The sequence below is a fragment of the Flavobacterium chungbukense genome (assembly GCF_020805785.1).
GTDB lineage: Bacteria > Bacteroidota > Bacteroidia > Flavobacteriales > Flavobacteriaceae > Flavobacterium > Flavobacterium chungbukense.
The window spans coordinates 482,730-498,112 of sequence record NZ_JAJGZV010000003.1 but is presented as its reverse complement, the minus strand read 5'-3'; the positions used below and the strand labels follow the sequence as shown (position 1 = coordinate 498,112).

The following is a 15,383-nucleotide window of genomic DNA, read 5'->3' as shown; positions in this document are numbered from 1 at the left end:
ATTTTTATCTTCCCATATAAATCAAAAGCACGGAAATATCACTTGGTGATACCCCACTTATTCTTGAAGCCTGTGAAATAGTTACAGGACGAATCTTGCCTAATTTCTGTTTTGCTTCAATCGACATTGATTTAATTTTATTATAATCGAAATTCTCTGGAATCTTTACTTCTTCTAAACGATTCAGTTTATCAGCATTGTTTCTTTCTTTTTCGATATAACCAGAATATTTTACTTGAATTACTGCTTGTTCAACAATTTCTTCATCTAATTCATTTTCCTCAATATAAGCTGAAACTTTTTCAAATTTCACCATATCTTCTAATTCCACTTGCGGACGCGAAAAAATCTTAAACATTTTATCTCCTTGAGTAATCGGTGCAGATTCTTTTGCTTCCAAAATCGGATTCGTTTCTGCAACACTTACACTTGTTTCTTTGAAGAATGAAACCATCTTTTCAGATTCGTTTAGTTTTCTTTCCATTCTTCTCAAACGAGCTTCAGAAGCTAAACCAATTTCATATGACATTGGCGTCAATCTGAAATCGGCATTATCTTGACGCAACAAAGTTCTATATTCTGCTCTTGATGTAAACATACGATATGGCTCTTCTGTTCCTTTCGTAATCAAGTCATCAATTAAAACTCCGATATAGGCTTCATCACGTTTTAAAATCAATGGCTCTTTTTCATGTACTTTTAAATGCGCATTTATTCCTGCCATCAATCCTTGTGATGCTGCTTCTTCATATCCAGTTGTTCCGTTTATTTGTCCAGCAAAATATAAACCTTCAATTAACTTTGTCTCCAAAGTATGTTTTAATTGTGTCGGCGGGAAATAATCATATTCTATTGCATAGCCTGGACGAAAGAATTTCACTTTCTCAAAACCTGCAACAGAACTCAACGCTTTAAATTGAATATCTTCTGGAAGTGAAGTCGAAAATCCGTTTACATAAACTTCACAAGTATTCCAACCTTCCGGTTCAACAAAAAGCTGATGACGTTCTTTATCTGCAAAACGATTTATTTTATCTTCAATCGACGGACAATATCTTGGTCCCAAACTTTTGATTCTTCCGTTGAACATTGGAGAACGATCAAAACCTTCTCTCAAAATATCATGCACATCTAATGAAGTATATGTCATATGACAAGAACGCTGATGCGTTAACGGAGAAGTCACATCTGAATAAGAAAATTTATCTGGCTTCGCATCTCCTTTTTCTTCATTCATTTTAGAATAATCTAAAGAACGTCCATCTACTCGAGGTGGCGTTCCTGTTTTCATTCTTCCAGCTTCAAAACCAAATTTTATCAAATCTTCGGTAATTCCAGTCGCAGCACTTTCTCCTGCTCTACCTCCACCGAATTGTTTTTCTCCGATATGAATCAAACCATTCAAAAAAGTTCCGTTTGTCAAAACAACAGATTTGGAACGAATTTCCACACCAAGCGAAGTTCTAATTCCTTTTATCTTTCCATCTTCGATTATCAACCCTTTTACCATCTCTTGATAAAAATCAAGATTTGGAGTTCCCTCCAGCATCATTCTCCATTCTTCAGCAAAACGCATTCTATCACTTTGAACTCTCGGAGACCACATTGCAGGTCCTTTCGATTTATTCAACATCTTGAATTGAATCGCAGTTCTATCCGAAACGATTCCCGAATATCCACCAAGCGCATCAATCTCTCGAACGATCTGTCCTTTTGCAATTCCGCCCATCGCGGGATTACATGACATCTGTGCTATGTTTTGCAAACTCATTGTAACCAACAAAGTTTTTGATCCCAAATTTGCAGCCGCAGCCGCAGCTTCAGAACCAGCATGGCCTGCACCAACCACAATAACATCGTATTCTTCTAAAAACATTTTGTTTTATTATTCTCCAAAAACCGCTAACGCGGTTTTCAGAATTACATTTATTTTTTTCTTGTTCCACGTGGAACGCAATTCTAAAATTTCAATTTTACAAATTCCAAACTCCAAAAACTCAACGTTCCACGTGAAACACTTTTATATTCTTTAAATAGATCTTTCAAAATCTTGTTCCACGTGAAACATTTTTAATTTCTTTTCATATTCAAAAAAAAAGATAAATTGTTCCACGTGGAACAATTTATTGTGTTTGTTTTTTTTTTAATCTTTGTTTCACGTGGAACATATTTTGATAGTCTTTATAAAAACGTTTCACGTGGAACATATATTTTAAAAAGACTAAGAAATTTAATTACTGTTTCACGTGAAACATCTTCATCTTTTCCTCTTCCTTTGTTCTCATTAATTTAGCATCTTCATCTGTTTTATCCTTGTATCCACAATAATGAAGTATACCGTGAGAAAGTACTCTTTTCAATTCTTCCGCAAATAAAACATTGTAGTCTTTTGCATTATCTGCAACACGTTCTACAGAAACAAAAATATCGCCATTTAACTCGTTACCAACAGTATAATCAAAACTAATAATATCGGTTAGAGTATCATGATCTAGGTACTCAACATTAATCTTGTGAAGATATTCATCGTCACAAAATATATAATTGATTTCACCTTCATTTTTATTTTCAGAAACAATTACAGCACTAAGCCAGTCAGTAAAAGCCTGCTCGTCTCCTAAAGTAAAATCAGTTTCGTAATTAAAATTTATCATTTTGTATTAAAGTATTCTTGAACTTTTTGATTAAAATTCGAGCGCAAAGGTAGTGATTGTCTGTTTAATATCTCTACACTGTTTAAATATTCCAACAAGGAGCTTGGTAAAGCATTTGAACGATTTGTAAAATCAGCTTTATTTGTTTCAGATTGTCTTTTTGTATCTTGTCCTTGCTGCTGAACTGCATTATTTAGTTTCCATAATTCTTGCTGGATATTTAGTATACGTTGCAGGTTCTCATTCTTAAAACCCTTATTCAAAATCTGCTTTTCAGATTGTTTCATTTGGTCTATTACAGATTTACCTTGAGAGTCCAAACCTTTCTTTGCTAACTCTTTTTGAAGTGCTTCTCTCAGCTTAACTTGCTCTTTGTATATCTCCATAATAGCTTCTGCATCTCCTTCTCCACCTTCACCTTCATTGCCATTTTTTTCTCCTTTTCCGCTCTTACCATCTTTACCAGAAGAACCTTTATCACCACTGTTGTTACCTTGTCCATCCTTGCCTTGACCATCTTTACCTTGCCCGCTTTGTCCTTGTCCAGACTTTCCATCTTTTCCTTCTCCAGGTTTGTCTCCAGGCTTTTGTCCAGATTGCATTCCCTCCTTCATCTTATCAGCAAGACCTTTTTGTTTTTGAATAATATCTGGCAATTGCATTCCTTGTCCGTCACCTGGTTTAGGTTTTCCATCTCCTGGTTTAGAGATAGACATCTGCATGTTGTTCAATAAATCACTTAAGAAATCTGCTAACTTATTGGCAGAAGAAACGGCATATTGTTGGTGTGAAACTCCTCTTGGAATCTGTACATCAGTTAAGGTTTCTATAGCCTTGTCCATGCTGTATTGTACATTTCCAATTTCTTTAGTTACGTCTTCTGCTACCTTTGGGTTACGTAATGAAAGCGCAAACAAACTATCATCAACATGTCTAAACTGTTGTTTCAAATTCTGCTGAATCTTGATATTCTTCGTGAATGCAGAAGAACCCAATTTCATAGATTTAAACTGTTTCATTACATCTTCCTGAGATAAAGAATAAGCCAAAAGGTTGTCCAAAATCTGACGAAGCATTGCTACATCTTCTTCTAATTGTTCCTGTTCGCCACCTTCCATTTCACTCTGCATTTCCTGAGCCATAGACTTCATTTTCTTTGCAGCACTTTTCTGTTTCGGTTTAGCCGAAGAAGTATTCTTTTTACTTAATTCTTCCGATGCTTTTTTTAGATCATTATCAACATCTTTTTCTTTTGAAGCATCAGACGGAATGTCTAAAGGTTTCTTCAAAGTCTTATTTTCCTCTTTTAAATCTTTTAAATCTCCTTGAATCTTATCAAAAGATTTATTGATTTCGTCCTGCTTTTCTTTAGTGTTTTCTTTCTCTTTGTTTGATAACTGTTCCTCTTGTTCTGACAGTTTATTTAGTTTCTCAGCAACTTGTTCTGCTTTCTTTGAAACATAAAAACGCTTGGTCAACTCAACCAATTGCTCTAAATTACGAGATTGGTTTTTACTGATTTGTTTGAACTTTTCCATCTTATCAAACAGTTCTTCGCTGTTTAATTTATCGTTTAAGTTCTTCAATTCGTCTAATAATTTCTGATTCTTTTCTAAATCTTTCTGAGCATTATCTAAACGCTTTTGTAAATCATCGGCAGTTTGATCTTTCTTTTCAGACTTGAACTTGTCTAAGTTTTGATTCATTTTCTCAGAAAACTGTTTCATCATTTCGTCTTGCTGCTTCTGACGTTTGATAAAATCATTGATCTTCTGTTGATCTTTAAACTCTAAATTATCTTTTTCTTTTCCTGTATTTTGAAGCTTATCCATTTCTGAAATTTGCTTGGTTTGGTTCTTCAAAGACTTAGATAAACTATTAATATTTTGATTTTGCTGTTGCAATTCTTGATCCTGAATTTCATCTATTGTAGCAACACGATCTGAAAACGTAGAAGACTTTGTACTCTTAAATCCATGTGGTGCATCGTTATCAAAAACTTCAAAATAGTATTCGTATGAAACTCCTTCTTCTACTGGAAGGTTACTTGGAAAATTAAAAACAAACTGATCAAATACTCCAGACTTTACAGGAATGTTTCCACGCTTGGCAGACTGTGGTTTGTTTCGTTGGTAGTATACAATTTGTAATTTAGAAAGTCCGTAATCATCACCCAATCTTCCTAAAATATAGTTCTTATCCAGTTTCAAACTATCAGGTGCAGGACCCACATTGATCGTTGGAAACTGATCTCTGATTACAGACAGCTGATAATCTAGTTTTTCGTAGTTTTTAACCTTATCATTTGACGTAATAATTTGATATTCTGTGTTTTGACTAATATTTTTAGCCAATTTAAACTCATTTTCTGCCTTATTGAACTTAAATACTTCCTTATCTCTTTTCCAAACTACTTCTTGTGTAGACTTAGTATTCATTCTCCACGTTACCGTTGTTCCTTCTGGTACAATTGCATTTCCAGTTCCTTGAATTATCTCTGATTTTTTCTTTAGATAAGAAGGAAAATTCAAAACCATTTCGAAGTTTGCGATCGATGGAACCGTGATTACTTTTAATTCATAATCCTCTGAAACAACTGAATTTCCTTCGAAAGAAAATTGAATATCTTCAGAAGGTTTTTCAATTTTAAATTCAAACTTTCCAGGTTGTGAAGATTCCATAAAATAGCTTTCATCACCAATGTGAATCATCACATTTTCTGGAACCACGTTTCCAACAGATTCCATTTTAATCACAAAATCTTTGTTTTGTTCTGCTTGCAAATTAGAATTCAAAACCACAAATTTGAAAGGAGCTGGCGGTAAAAATGCCGAATTGAAATGTACTACTCTATTCAAACTTTGAGAAATAATATTGCTATTTCCAGAAATATAAAATACAGCAAAAAGCAAAATTGGAACTAATGCTAATGGCAGATATTTTTTATTCGCTTTAAAATTAACAGCATTTCCAAAAGGAATTGGTTGTAAAGAATCTGCTTTTTGTTCAATCGAAGCCAAAACCAATTCAGAACTTTCACTATTATTTTCAGAAGACAATTGCAAAAAGTTTGTCAGCTTGTCACTTACTTCTGTGAAATGATTTCCAATAATTTTAGAAGCTTGAGTATAATCAATTCCTTTTTTAAGTTTGAATAATTTAAACAATGGAAAAACAATTAAACGAACCAAAAGGAAAACTTCAACACCGACAAATAACCAAAATAGAAAAGTTCTTCCCGTTGGTTTCAACCAAAGAAAGTACTCTACAAAAAGCGTAAACAAAAAATACAACAAACCAAAACCAGTAAAAAGTAATATCCCTTTTATCAATTCATTGGTATAATATTTTTTAATAAAAGCCTCTAACTTTTGATATATTGCAGATGTTGTTTTCAAAATAAAATCTCTTATGATTATAACCTATAAAAGTAATAATTATTAATTAGATAATGATCAATTAGAAAATTAGTCAACTAAGCTTAACACGACGAATTTTCTAATTTTCTCATTATCTGATTTTCTAATTCAGAGTCGTATCTTTGCAACAAAATTTTAAACAAATGTCAAAGCAAGTTCGTGTGCGTTTTGCACCAAGTCCGACTGGACCATTACATATTGGCGGAGTTCGTACTGCCCTATTTAATTATTTATTTGCAAAGAAACATAACGGTGTTTTTTATCTGAGAATTGAAGATACAGATCAGACACGTTTTGTTCCTGGTGCAGAGGCTTACATTATGGAAGCGCTGGAATGGTTAGGAATTGCTCCTGAAGAAACAGTTGGAAAAAATGAAAAATTTGGTCCGTACAGACAAAGCGAACGTAAACATTTATACCAGCAATATGCTGATCAGCTGATCAATTCTGGTTGGGCATATTATGCTTTTGATACTCCAGAATCTTTGGATGCTTTGAGAAAAGAACAAGAAGCTGAAGGAAAAACATTTATTTACAATCATACTAATCGTGAAAAGTTAGATACATCATTGGTAACTTCTGCTGATGAAGTTTCGAAAAGAATTGAAAATGGAGAACATTATGTGATTCGTTTTAAAACTCCGGTTGATGAAACTTTGCATTTGAAAGATATCATTCGTGGAGATGTCAAGTTTGAAACTAATCTTTTGGATGATAAAGTTTTATTTAAAAGTGACGGAATGCCGACTTACCATTTAGCAAATATTGTCGATGATCATTTGATGGAAACTTCACATGTAATTCGTGGAGAAGAATGGTTGCCTTCTATGCCACTTCACGTTTTATTATACAAAGCATTTGGTTGGGAAGCTCCAGAATTTGCTCATTTACCTTTGATTTTAAAACCAGTTGGAAATGGAAAATTATCAAAAAGAGATGGAGACAAATTGGGATTTCCTGTATTTCCTTTAGAATGGAAAACTGCAGAAGGCGTTTCATCAGGATATAGAGAAAATGGATTTTTTCCAGAAGCCGTTGTAAACTTTTTAGCTTTACTTGGATGGAATGATGGAACTGAAAAAGAAATATTTTCTTTAGAAGAATTAGCAGCATCTTTTGACTTAAATCGAGTGCATAAAGCAGGAGCTAAATTTGATCCAGAAAAAAACAAATGGTTCAATCACCAATATTTAATCAAACAAAATGATGTGGATTTAGCGAAAAGCTTCTCTCCTATTTTAGAAGAAAAAGGCATTGATGTTTCTAAATATGATTTAACAAGAATTGTTTCTTTGATTAAAGAAAGAGCAAACTTTGTTTCTGAATTTTGGGATTTAACTGATTTCTTTTTCCAAGCTCCAACATCTTATGATGAAAAAGCAAGTAAAAACTGGAAGGAAGAAACTCCAGCTTTAATGCAAGAATTGATTTCGACTCTTGAATATATTGATGGTTTTGATTCTGCAAATATCGAAGCAATCGTAAAAGATTGGTTAACCAAAAACGAAATCGGAATGGGGAAAGTTATGCAACCTTTCCGCTTGAGTTTGGTTGGAGCTTTAAAAGGTCCTCACCTATTTGACATTGTTGAAATCATTGGAAAAGAAGAAACTATTGCTAGAATTCAAAAAGCAATTTCAACTTTATAAATAAAATTTAATTCTAAATACAAACGCTAAGCAACATCTTCAAAATGTTCTTAGCGTTTTTTTAATGTCTAATAATTTTATTTTAGAAGAATTTTCGTAATTTACCAGATCATAAATATAAATCATATAACCATGAACACAGCATTTATTATCTTTTTAGTATTGGCATTCTTCATTTTCATGTCGTCTTTCTTTACAGTAAAACAGCAATCCTCTGTAATTATCGAGAGATTTGGAAAATTTCAGAGTGTTAGAAATTCAGGATTACAACTTAAAATTCCGTTGGTTGATAGATTGGCCGGACGTGTAAATCTTAAAATCCAGCAGTTAGATGTTATCATCGAAACCAAAACCAGAGACAACGTTTTTATCAAAATGAAAGTTTCGGTTCAGTTTAAAGTAATTCAAGAAAAAGTATACGAAGCATTTTACAAACTAGAATATCCACACGATCAGATCACTTCTTACGTATTTGACGTTGTTCGTGCCGAAGTTCCTAAACTAAAATTGGATGATGTTTTTGAAAGAAAAGATGATATTGCTGTTGCAGTAAAACGAGAATTGAACGAAGCAATGTCTACTTACGGATACGATATTATCAATACTTTGGTTACCGATATTGATCCAGATATCCAGGTAAAAAATGCAATGAACAGAATTAATGCTGCTGACAGAGAAAAAACGGCTGCTGAATTTGAAGCAGAAAGTTCAAGAATTAGAATCGTTGCTAAAGCAAAAGCCGAAGCAGAAAGTAAACGTTTACAAGGTCAAGGTATTGCAGATCAACGTCGTGAAATTGCAAGAGGTTTGGTTGAAAGTGTTGAAGTTTTAAACAATGTTGGAATTAATTCTCAAGAAGCTTCTGCCTTAATCGTGGTTACTCAGCATTATGATACTTTACAAGCAATTGGTGCCGATGCCAATTCTAATTTGATACTATTACCAAACTCTCCACAAGCTGGAAGTGATATGTTGAATAATATGGTGGCATCATTTACAGCTTCAAACCAAGTTGGTGAAATGATGAAAAAACACAATAAAAAAGTGGAAAAACCAAAACAAGCTCCAAAACAATCGGGTTATGAAGATGACATTCAACCAGATGTTCAACAATAATTACAAAATAAAAAGAGGCTTAATTGCCTCTTTTTTTATTTATAAACCAATTGATAACAAATGGTGCAATAGATTGTAAAATCTGCGGAAACGATTCTTTTACATAACCGGTATAAGATGAAACAAATCCGTTTACAATATTTTGTGGTGTTATACTTTCTTTAGTTTTCTGAAAACTCAAAATCAATTTCTGATGATTGATCTCTTTTTCTAGTTTTAAGATTTCTAAATCTCTATCAATTTCTGCATAAGAAGAGTATTTTTTCTTTTCCATAATACTTAGTCGTTAAAAAATATTTCTGAAAATTTCTCCAAAATTGGACCTTCAACCATTTTATCTTTAATAAAGAAAAGCAAAATAGTAAAGAAAAGATAGATTGCTCCTACTGCTAAAAATCCAAGTGCGTTACTTTCAAATAATGCACCAAAAGCGTATGCTGCTGCAAAAGATCCAAATATTAAAACCATTGTAAAACAAACCAAAATCAAGGTAAACTTAAAAATTAAAGTAGTCGATTTCATTGCTACTTTAAAACCCCAAAGCTTATAATAAGCTAAATGACTGTCTATATAAATTTTAGTTTGCTCTTGAATTTTTTCGGTATTTTCTTTTAATTCTTCGAAGGCCATAATCGGAATTTTAAAAAATAAAAAAGCACAAACTTCCTTATAAAATAAGCAAGTATGTGCTCTTTAAAAATGTTTATTATTTTTGAAGTTTAGCGTTTTGCGCTTTTAATTCAGCTAATTTAGATTCTAAAAAAGTGATTACTTCTTCCGTTTTATGACTTACGTTTGAAAGCAAATCATTCAAAGTTCCATCAAGATTATGAGTAGCACTTGTAAATTTTTCACGAAGAACTTCAGAGCTGGCATCAAAAGAATCTTTTAGATTATGTTTAGCATCATCTATACCTTCTTTAAGTTTTGCTCGAGTTTTTGATCCTTTATCTGGAGCAAATAAAATTCCGATAGCTGCTCCCGCTGCTGCCGCTGCTAAAATGGCTGCAGCTGTATTTAAATTCTTAGACATGATGTTACAATTTTTAAATTATTAATAAAGATACTCATTTTTAAAATGATAAAACTTTGATTAATTGTTATTTATAAAAAATTAATACTATAATTAATACACATAAGTGACTGCTTCATATTTACCATCGCCTTTTTCAACAATGCTCACAAAAGGAGAACCATTTGAAGCTGACTTGGTTTTAATTCTCATAGCAGTTTGTTTCTGGTTTGCAATTGGCGGTTCACCTTTTGTCCTTGTCGAGACACCAGTAAAACTAGCTGCTTGCTTCAGTCCTATTGTCTTCTCTTGAGGCAGAACAGTTACCATTTTGTAATCGTCTTTTGAATCTACTACTATTTTATCAGAAACTTTTTGTGTTGTTTTTGTTTGTTTGTTTGTAATAGAAGAAACAGCATGTTTGCTAATTTTAACTTCTTCAGAACTTCCGTTTAAAGAATAGTAAATTAAACCATTTTCGTTTTTTATGAAATTAACATCAAGTTGTTCACCATTGTGTTTTGTAATTTGATGTGTTTGTGAAATTGCAACATTTGCAAGTAACATCGCTAATGTAAAATATAAAATTTTCATGATAATTAGATTTAAAATTAAAAATTGTCAGATTTTGAAATTTAAAAACTAAACTTTCACTCAAATTCAACATTATGGAATTTTGTATATTATGATACAATTTGAAAAATATCTTTTTACGGTAAATATTATCAAAAAATACATCACAATAAAAATGAGAACATAAAATTGTCTTTTTGGGAAATCAGTTTTGAAAATCTATTGTCATAAAAATTACGAGTTTCTAATAACAATAAATTTCAATTTAGATTCTTTATGGCAAATTTTAATTTTTTACAAAAATCATCTCTGACTTTTTGTACTGAGTTAAAAATAGCAGTTTTATAAACAATTGTGTGTTAAAAAGCCGTTAAACTGACTAAAATAACAGCTAAAACTAAAATAAAGACTTTAATTAAACAATAATTTAAAAAATCAGTTATGTGTCATGTTGTTTTAAAAATTGCTTTAAAATTCATTTATTACAGTCAATTTTAATATATAAAAACTATAAAATTTAAAATTTTAATCGATTAAATTAATTATCAATATAAATTATAATTTTAAAAATTCAATAAGATAAATTTATTTAAATAAAAAACAAAATTTGCAAGTGTAGATATGAAAACAGTGTCTAAAAAGATCAAAATCAGAATAAAAAAAGATAAAACTTAAAATTAGCGGAAATTTTAAATGATTTTAAGAAATAGGATTACTTAGATGGAAGATTTAAAAAAATGCTTTAAAAGTAATTTATGAAAGTCATTTTTAATTATTAAAATTTATAATTTTTTAAGTATTAATCAATTTTATAAATAATTAATACAAACTATATAATTATAAATTACAATAAACATTTGGTATAATAAATTTTTTAGAAGAGAAAAATGAAGGAAGATTTCGTTTTAAATCTTTCAAACGAAAAATCTAACTTAAAATGGAAGTAAAAAACTAAAAACTTAAAATAAAAGCAGCTAATAGAAGATATTTTAAAATAAGATTAATGAGTTAAAATAAATTTAAAAATGCTTTAAAATCAATTTATGAAAGCTGTTTTTAATCTATAAAAATTATAAAAAAATACATTTTAATAAATTTAATATATAATAAAAAAGCGCTTTTAAAAAGCGCTTTTCCATAGATTTTAATTATTTTATTTCTTTACCATTTCGGCAAGAATTTCATTTTCTCTCTCCGAAGCATTTTTTGGAGGATTTGAATATAATTTTAAAATTTCATCATCATATTGATTTTTGAAACTTTCACTTTCAATATCTCTTAAATTTAAAAGCGCTTTTGATCGAACATAAGTTGATTCACTTTTCAAAGACATTGAATATAATTTCTTCACATCATCTTCCTCAAAATCTGTAGATTTCCAAGTTGAATATTTCAAAATAAATTGAGAAAACAATAGCGAAGCCTTATTATTGTTGATATTTTTCTTTAATGAATTTTGTAATAAAGAAAAACTAGAAACATTTTTGATGTTCTCCCCTATTGCACTTTCAATTGCAATACGTTCTGGTTTTGTTTCAACTTTAAAATATTTGTTGATTTCTTTTAAAGAATTATTAATGCTGTTTTCCTCTTTTTTACCTTTTTCTTCCCAAGCATCTTTCAATCCAACCGTTTTGTTAAATACTAATTTTGAAGCAGTTGAATCTTTATCAACAGTAAAATAACCTAAACGTTGAAACTGAAATTTGTCTTCATTTTGAGCTGTTGATAAACTTGGTTCAACAAATCCGGTTACAATTTCTAACGAATTTGGATTCACAAAATCTAGGAAATTTTTGTCTTTATAACTGTCCGGAGCTTCATCTGTAAACAAACGATCGTACAAACGAACTTCTGCTTCTAATGCATGCTGAATAGAAACCCAATGCAATGTTCCAGATACTTTTCTTTGACTTGCTTCTGTCCCGCTTCCGCTTAAAGAATCCGTATCATAAGTTACGTGAATTTCAGTAATATTTCCTTCAGCATCTTTTACAACAGATTCACCTTTGATAATATAAGCATTTTTAAGACGAACTTCTTTACCTAAAGTCAAACGGAAAAATTTAGCTGGAGCTTCTTCTAAAAAATCTTCTCTTTCGATGTATAATTCACGAGAAAAAGGTACTTTTCTGAATCCTGCAGTTTCATCTTCCTGATTATTTTCAGCTTCTAACCATTCTTCTTTTCCTTCAGGATAATTTGTAATTACCAATTTTACAGGATCTAAAACAGCCATTACACGAGGTGCAATTTTGTTCAAATCTTCACGAATACAGAATTCTAAAACTGATACATTGATTAAATTATCACGTTTTGCAATACCAATTGTATTGGCGAAATTACGTAAAGATGCAGCGGTATAACCACGTCTTCTTAATCCAGAAATCGTTGACATTCTTGGATCATCCCAACCGTTAACATGCTTTTCTTTAACTAGTTGCTGTAATTTTCTTTTACTAACAACGGTATGTGATAAGTTACGTCTTGCAAATTCTCTTTGCTTTGGACGCAGTTTATTTTCGTCTAAAATTTGATCTAAAAACCAATCGTATAATTCACGGTGAGGCAAGAATTCAAGTGTACAAAATGAGTGCGAAATTTGCTCTAAATAATCACTTTGTCCGTGTGCCCAATCGTACATTGGATAGATTTTCCAGGCATCTCCAGTTCTATGATGATGTTTATGTAAAATTCTGTACATGATAGGATCACGCATTAACATGTTTGTTGATTTCATGTCAATTTTTGCACGAAGAATATGTGTACCAGCCTCAAATTCACCATTTTTCATTCTTTCGAATAAATCTAAATTTTCTTCAACAGAACGATTTCTATACGGAGAATCGGTTCCCGTTGTAGATGGAGTTCCTTTTTGAATCGCCATATCTTCAGAAGATTGACTATCAACATACGCTTTATCTTTTTTAATTAATAAAACTGCCCAATCATACAATTGCTGAAAATAATCTGATGCATAACGTTCTTCAGACCAAGTGTAACCCAGCCATTCTACATCTTTTTTAATAGCATCAACAAATTCCTGTTCTTCTTTTTCAGGGTTTGTATCATCAAAACGTAAATTCACAGGAGATTGATAATCAATTCCTAAACCAAAATTTAATGCAATAGAACTCGCATGTCCAATGTGTAAATATCCATTTGGTTCTGGTGGAAAACGAAAGCGAAGTTTAGTATTTGAAAGACCTGATTTTACATCTTCCTCTATGATTTGTTCAATAAAATTGAGTGATTTCTCTTCTGATGCCATTATTTTATAGTAATTTTAGCAAAGATAAAAAAAAGGTTTAAGGTTTAAGGTTTAAAGTTATTTAAGTGGCAGAAAACCTGAAACTTTAAACATGAAACAATATAAAAATGGGAGTTATTAAACTAAAAAACATTCGTACTTTTTCTTACCATGGATGTTTAATTGAAGAAGGAAAAATAGGATCTGATTATACTGTCGATCTAAAAATTAAAACAAATCTTCAGAAATCGGCAGAAACAGATCACCTTTTAGACACCGTTGACTATGTTCATTTGAACAAAATTGTTGCTGAAGAAATGGCAATTCGTTCGCATTTATTAGAACATGTGGCTAAAAGAATCAATATTCGTGTACTTGCAGAGATAGAAACGGTAGAAAAAACAACAGTTTGGGTTTCTAAAATAAATCCACCTATTGGCGGTGATGTTGAATCAGTTACCATTAAAATGACGGAAATTAGAAAGTAATTTTTCTATTTAAAAACTTAAAATTTTAAAATAGTTCATTCGAAACTTTTGAAATTTAAAGATTTTAGTTACTTTTGCCATCCGTTCAAGCAATGGCGTCGTGGCCGAGCGGCTAGGCTGGGCTCTGCAAAAGCTCCTACTCCGGTTCGAATCCGGACGATGCCTCTAAAAGAGATACAGAAATGTGTCTCTTTTTTTTTTTGCTTAAATTTTTAGAAAAAATTAGATAAAGATTTACGTTCGAATCTGGACGATGCCTCTAAAACCTTCAAAGCAATTTGGAGTTTTTTTTATGTTTGATTTTTCCACAATTTGTCATTTCGACCGAAGGGAGAAATCGCACAAGTAATTCCGTTACTATCATTACTAATCTTTGTCACATTCTAGTGTGATTTCTCCCTTCGGTCGAAATGACAAAACTTTGTTTGAATAACTTCGTAAGATTGCTTCGTTCCTCTCAATGACTTATAAACACAAAAAAACCTCTGAAATTCAGAGGTTTAATTTTATATTTTTGAGTTATTAACAACTACTTATTCTCAATTTTTTCGAAAGCATTTTTAACCATTTCTTTCTCTTTTGGAAACCAGCCTTGAACCATTAAAGCAACTCCAAAAACCATTAAAACAATACTGATACCTTTTTTTATTTTAAGAATATTAGTCGGTGTCATTTTAGACTTTAATTGTTTGGCTAATATTATTTTAAGGCAGTCAACCAGTAAATAAGTTATAATTACTGCCGCAAAAAAAGTGATCATTCTAGAGTTTTGCATTTCTAATTTTGGTCCAATTGAAATAATTACAGCTAACCAAAAACCAAGAACTCCGATGTTAATAACGTTGAGTAAAAAGCCTTTTATGAATAAACTTCCGTAATTTCTTTTAATAATATCGCGGTCGATTTCTTCATCATCGATTTTTTCTTCATTTTTTAATCTTACAAAAGAGATTATACCATAAGCCAACATTATAATCCCTCCGAAAATAAAGAGTGCTGGTTTATCTTTTAAACTAGAAATTAGTCTGTAACTTCCTAAATAAGCGATAGCTATAAAAAAAATATCACCTAATACTACACCAAAATCAAAAACAATTGCTGCTCTGAATCCTTTTGTAATACTGGTTTCAAGTAATATAAAAAATACTGGACCTACCATAAAGCTTAGAAAAAGTCCCCATGGCAGTCCAGCCAGAATATCATTTATCATCAAGTACCAATT

General features: G+C 31.3%; 12 protein-coding genes and 1 tRNA gene. 4 read left to right on the top strand and 9 right to left on the bottom strand.

The features are described from left to right. Positions 1 to 4 precede the first annotated feature (4 nt). The 3 genes from mnmG to LL966_RS12485 form a co-directional block, all read right to left on the bottom strand. Positions 5 to 1,876 carry a tRNA uridine-5-carboxymethylaminomethyl(34) synthesis enzyme MnmG gene (gene mnmG, locus LL966_RS12495; RefSeq protein ID WP_229353652.1) on the bottom strand — a complete coding sequence of 624 codons (1,872 nt, stop codon included), beginning with the start codon at positions 1,874 to 1,876 and terminating at the stop codon, positions 5 to 7. 358 nt (positions 1,877 to 2,234) lie between these two features. Next, the gene (gene ybeY / locus LL966_RS12490) at positions 2,235 to 2,654 is read right to left on the bottom strand and encodes an rRNA maturation RNase YbeY (RefSeq protein ID WP_229353651.1); all 420 of its coding nucleotides are present in this window, start codon (positions 2,652 to 2,654) and stop codon (positions 2,235 to 2,237) included. Then, a complete protein-coding gene (locus tag LL966_RS12485; RefSeq protein WP_229353645.1) occupies positions 2,651 to 6,052 on the bottom strand; it encodes a DUF4175 family protein in 3,402 nt (1,133 codons plus the stop codon). Before LL966_RS12485 ends, ybeY begins: the two co-directional genes overlap by 4 nt. Positions 6,053 to 6,216: 164 nt before the next feature. Here LL966_RS12485 and gltX point away from each other — a divergent pair, with 164 nt between their 5' ends. Then, on the top strand, positions 6,217 to 7,722 hold the full coding sequence (gltX, locus tag LL966_RS12480; protein ID WP_229353644.1) for a glutamate--tRNA ligase: 1,506 nt from the start codon (positions 6,217 to 6,219) through the stop codon (positions 7,720 to 7,722). 132 nt (positions 7,723 to 7,854) lie between these two features. Beyond that, positions 7,855 to 8,838 (top strand): SPFH domain-containing protein, encoded by a 984-nt coding sequence (locus LL966_RS12475; RefSeq protein ID WP_229353643.1) that lies wholly within the window; start codon positions 7,855 to 7,857, stop codon positions 8,836 to 8,838. 19 nt (positions 8,839 to 8,857) lie between these two features. On the opposite strand, the gene LL966_RS12470 is transcribed toward LL966_RS12475, so the two are convergent. From LL966_RS12470 to LL966_RS12450, 5 genes are all read right to left on the bottom strand, one after another. Then, positions 8,858 to 9,112 carry a DUF6327 family protein gene (locus LL966_RS12470; RefSeq protein ID WP_229353642.1) on the bottom strand — a complete coding sequence of 85 codons (255 nt, stop codon included), beginning with the start codon at positions 9,110 to 9,112 and terminating at the stop codon, positions 8,858 to 8,860. 5 nt (positions 9,113 to 9,117) lie between these two features. Continuing rightward, positions 9,118 to 9,468, bottom strand: a complete 351-nt coding sequence (locus LL966_RS12465; RefSeq protein WP_229353641.1) for a competence protein — start codon at positions 9,466 to 9,468, stop codon at positions 9,118 to 9,120. Positions 9,469 to 9,544: 76 nt separating this feature from the next. Next, positions 9,545 to 9,871 carry a YtxH domain-containing protein gene (locus tag LL966_RS12460; protein ID WP_229353640.1) on the bottom strand — a complete coding sequence of 109 codons (327 nt, stop codon included), beginning with the start codon at positions 9,869 to 9,871 and terminating at the stop codon, positions 9,545 to 9,547. 93 nt (positions 9,872 to 9,964) lie between these two features. Next, positions 9,965 to 10,444, bottom strand: coding sequence for a hypothetical protein (locus LL966_RS12455; RefSeq protein ID WP_229353639.1), 480 nt, complete (start codon positions 10,442 to 10,444; stop codon positions 9,965 to 9,967). 1,132 nt (positions 10,445 to 11,576) lie between these two features. Continuing rightward, complete coding sequence (locus tag LL966_RS12450) at positions 11,577 to 13,694, bottom strand: glutamine--tRNA ligase/YqeY domain fusion protein (protein ID WP_229353638.1); 2,118 nt, start codon at positions 13,692 to 13,694, stop codon at positions 11,577 to 11,579. A gap of 107 nt (positions 13,695 to 13,801) precedes the next feature. Between LL966_RS12450 and folB the strand changes: the two genes are divergently transcribed. Both folB and LL966_RS12440 read left to right on the top strand, forming a co-directional pair. Next, positions 13,802 to 14,161: a dihydroneopterin aldolase gene (gene folB / locus LL966_RS12445; RefSeq protein WP_095930566.1), complete on the top strand. Its 360-nt coding sequence runs from the start codon at positions 13,802 to 13,804 to the stop codon at positions 14,159 to 14,161. 94 nt (positions 14,162 to 14,255) lie between these two features. After that, positions 14,256 to 14,326 (top strand) — tRNA-Cys (locus LL966_RS12440). 364 nt (positions 14,327 to 14,690) lie between these two features. Here LL966_RS12440 and LL966_RS12435 read toward each other — a convergent pair. Then, positions 14,691 to 15,371, bottom strand: coding sequence for a LysE family translocator (locus LL966_RS12435; RefSeq protein ID WP_229353636.1), 681 nt, complete (start codon positions 15,369 to 15,371; stop codon positions 14,691 to 14,693). Positions 15,372 to 15,383 lie beyond the last annotated feature (12 nt).